General features: G+C 37.2%; 3 protein-coding genes. All 3 read right to left on the reverse strand.

The window, feature by feature from the left end; all coding sequences use genetic code 11:
- Positions 1–55: 55 nt before the first annotated feature.
- Positions 56–2,269 (reverse strand): hypothetical protein, encoded by a 2,214-nt coding sequence (locus ACH0QE_RS02035; protein WP_415799075.1) that lies wholly within the window; start codon positions 2,267–2,269, stop codon positions 56–58.
- Between the two features lies 1 nt (position 2,270).
- Complete coding sequence (locus tag ACH0QE_RS02040; protein WP_415799076.1) at positions 2,271–3,593, reverse strand: hypothetical protein; 1,323 nt, start codon at positions 3,591–3,593, stop codon at positions 2,271–2,273.
- Positions 3,594–3,749: 156 nt separating this feature from the next.
- Positions 3,750–3,933, reverse strand: a 184-nt coding sequence (locus ACH0QE_RS02045; RefSeq protein WP_415799077.1) for a phosphatidylglycerophosphatase A, incomplete at its 5' end; no start/stop codon positions are given.

The following is a 3,933-nucleotide window of genomic DNA, read 5'->3' on the forward strand; positions in this document are numbered from 1 at the left end:
TGTGGCATTTACAGGAGAAAGTTACAGATTAAAGAACGCTCTTTCATCTGTAAAGTCAACTGATGGAATTTAAAGAAATCTGTGCTGCAAGCCTATGTATTTTTCGCTGCAATTCTCTGCACTTTTTGCTTGCAAAAAACACCAAGTTAAACAATTGACTGGTAATCAGGTCTATATGTTCTTGTGGGATGTCCGTATAAATGCTTGTTATTTCTTCATCACTATGGCTTCTCAAAATCTTGGTGAACTCAAGTGGGTTTCGGTTGGTTTTCTTTTTCACGATGCTATAAATATAGCTAATCACAGTGCGATTCATTTTTAGACTTCCAAACTGGAAATCTTCCATCCCATTGAAGAACACTTTATGGGAAGAGGGCGTTAGGACTTTTCCACGACCTGTGAAATCAATCAAAGAATCGGACATTGGAGTAGACTCTTGACATCTTAGCTCGCATACCGCAAAGGCATAGGCAAATGCTTCCCGCAATTCTTGTGAGTAGAAGAAATAACGACGCTTTCCCGTTTTACTGTGAACAAGAACCTTAGCTTGCATTTGGCTTAAAATGATGTCAATATCCCTATCAGTGAGTTTATTGGTCAACAACCAATTCACGTCTTTTCCATTCAAGGTTGTCTGCTGCAAATTTATTCTTGGGACAGTCGCAACATCGTAATGTCTCCACCCATTCGTTAAGTGAATGAGGACATAAAGCCAGGTAGATGCGTATCGGGAAGTCTGGTCCATTCGTGATATATCTTCAATTGACTTCTTTATGTGTGTGTCTATCCGATTGGCATATTCAATGAGGTCAAGGTATTCATCAACTGAATAAATGGTTTTTTCCTTATGTTCCACCTTTTCTTTATAGGGATTGATAAGCCTTCTTTGGTTCCAATAAGGTGGTGCTTTCTTTTTTCTTTGTTCACGATTTAAGTCAAGGAGGAACGAGTAAATGGTTTGCTTCACGCCTTTTGTATGAAATTCATTAAAAATAGATAAATTGATTTCATTTTCTGACAAACTCATTAACTCTTTATCGGTTGTTAGTTGAATAAGCAGTTCTGTGGTGCTGACAGTTTTTACAATGGTATCTTGCATTTTGGCTGGCGATTGATTGGATTTGGAGAATTTTCTTTTTATATAAGTGAACCATTCTTTCTCTGTTTCTTTCGCATTCTCGCTAAAATAAAGCTCCCCCACTTCTAATGCATTCCGAAATGTTTCATATGGAGTAGAATAGATAGTATTGAGAATAGAATTTTTAAGTTTTCTTACTTTCAGTTCTGCATCTACCTTATCTTTAGAAAGAAGCACAGCGTTTGCAGCCATATTTTTAAAAGGATATTTTCCTCTGTTTGTTCTTGCAAGAGAGGGAATGTCTGATTTGCCGAGCCTTTTAAAGTCGGAAGGATAAAGACGATTTTTAAAGCCGAATAATTCAGCTGCTTCGGCTGATATATAGTAGTTCTCTTCAATGTCGTTCAAGATTCTTAATTGCTCCGCTGCTAAGTCATCAATGGCTTTTTTATCAAACCCTACATTATTGGGAAGAGGTTCTAATTCGAACTCATCAACCACTTGTTTGAAAGAATCGATGGATAAATCCAATACTTTCATCGCCTCAGGTCTCGTGTAGGTATCCCCTCTGCCACGTTTGTACATTTCTTCTTCCACAAGTTTTTTATTTACGAACATTCCCTCTTGCGTTTGAACGATTCGGTGGACAGGAATAATAGGGTCAGCTGTAAAGTAGTTTCGATTTACTTGATAAAAATCCAATGCTTCTTTTACCGATATATGGTCTGTCATAAATTGGTCCAACTCTTTTTTTGTTAGAAGTAGTGTCTCCCCCTTGTAAAGAGGGATGTGATATATCGTAAAAATGCCTTCTTTTTGCAGTTCAATAAAGTTTTGTTGAAGATTGGGAAGACTCACCTTTTTGGGATAACCTATATGCTTCAGAACACTAGACAAAAGGATAAATTGTTCGTTAAATACTTCAAAGCACAAGCTAAGGGTTATGGCGTCGTTTAGGCTGAATAAAACACTCTGTTTTGTTTCCTTTTTATGCAGATAACCGTTATCAACCAACTTCTTCAAACGTTCCAACGTCAGGTGAACTTGTGGATGCCCTTGGCATTTGTATAAAGGAAGGAACTCTTCTTCTGGCATTTCAGTTTGTCGTTGTACGTCTTCGAAGGATATGTCTAACAAAGCTAGGGCTGCTTCTATATCCAGTACTTTTGTAAACTCTTTATCTTGCCACATTTTAAAAGTCCCCCTCCCAATGAATATCCTCTAAGGTTATATTCGCAATCCCATTCTCAAACGACTTCTTTACTTGTTCTTTCTCTTTTTTAAGGTCTGCCGACAATTGGTTTATCGCATCTTGTGTATAGCCCAGTGCTCTTCTATGGTCTACATATTTGATAACCGTATCGATGGTTTTATCTCCTCTAGCAATGGCGGTAGAAACAATATCTGCCCCCCTATCCAACAGGATATTCGTGAACACTCCTCTGCCTATGTGTGTGCTCCATTTTTCTTCATTTAATACATCGAAGTCGATATGTTGTTCTTGTGCCAATTGTTCCAAGAAAGCTTGTTTCACTTTGTTGAATCGTCTATGGTATTGTAGACCACTTAGTGTTTCTCCAGTTTTATAGTCCACAAACAGTGCTTTTCTATTTTTGATTTTTCCCCTTTGCTCCAACAGGCTTAGTTGATTTTTATGTCTTCTTAGTACATCGCTTACTATCTTGAATGGCATAACGCATTGTTGTCTCGGGCGTTTCACTTGTTCGTGTGTATGGTTTATTTTGTCTGGGAACAGTAGTTCTTGGTTGTTTTTAATCACAAGTAGGAGGGTTTGTTGTCGGTTTATCGTTTTGTCATAGTAGGTTGGGCGTTTAAAGCTTCGTTTGGTGAGGTTGACCACTTCACTTCTTCTTACTCCTCCAAAGAACTGAAAGCAGATTCCCAACGCTATCTCTGGTGCTACTATTTCTGCTATTTTGATAAATTTATAGGTGAGTAGGAGTCGGTTATCCCCAAAATCCACAATCTTATTTGGGATATGTTCTCCCCTTGATGGGTACTCTGTTCCCAACTCTTTATCGTCAAATGGGCTTGTCCCCTCTTCAATATCCTCCAACTCAGGAATGGTAATAATATTCTCTTCATTTAGCCATTCATAAAACCTTATCAAGAACTTTTCAGACTCATACACTCCATTAGGAATGAGGTTTCCCTTACGGGTTTTCGCTGTTAGGTAGCTTATATAGTTTGCCCCGTGTGAAAGGTCTAAGCCATATAGTCCTTTATCCTTCAGAATGCTAAAATCGTCATTGTATTCGATGTTTTTTATACAGTAGTTTAAAAACCATACTGTTTCATTCGCTATTCTTTTTTGTGTACTGATGGCTTTACTTTTTCTTGTACTTGTAGATGTAATATAGTTGGTTAATGGGGAAGGGTATACGAAGTTATTATCTTTATATTTGACTCCAATGCCAATTGCGGGGGTACTGTCTTTTTCCCCCATATGGAAACGAATTCTATTAAATTGTCTTACAACATATTTGAATTGCATACTGATTTGTCCCCCAGTGATAATGCTATAATTCTATGATTAATGCTATAATTCTATATATTGGTAACATATCACGGGTTTTTCACTTAGTCAATAATGGATGGGATAATATTATAAGAGGGTTATAATGTTGATATTAATGAGTTTTTTGGATTTTTATATTGTTAGAGAGGAATTAAAACTTAAGGGTGATATATAAACGATATCATCAAGGAAAGTGTGGCACTTGCCTGTTGCTTCTTTATCATTAAGCCTATCCAGAATTCCTGGTTTCGCTTTATCGATGTATCCATAATTGGTAAAACCGATCGACCCATATATATTCACGATTGAGAATGCG

The sequence above is a fragment of the Mesobacillus sp. genome, from assembly GCF_047739415.1.
Classification (GTDB): domain Bacteria; phylum Bacillota; class Bacilli; order Bacillales; family Cytobacillaceae; genus Mesobacillus.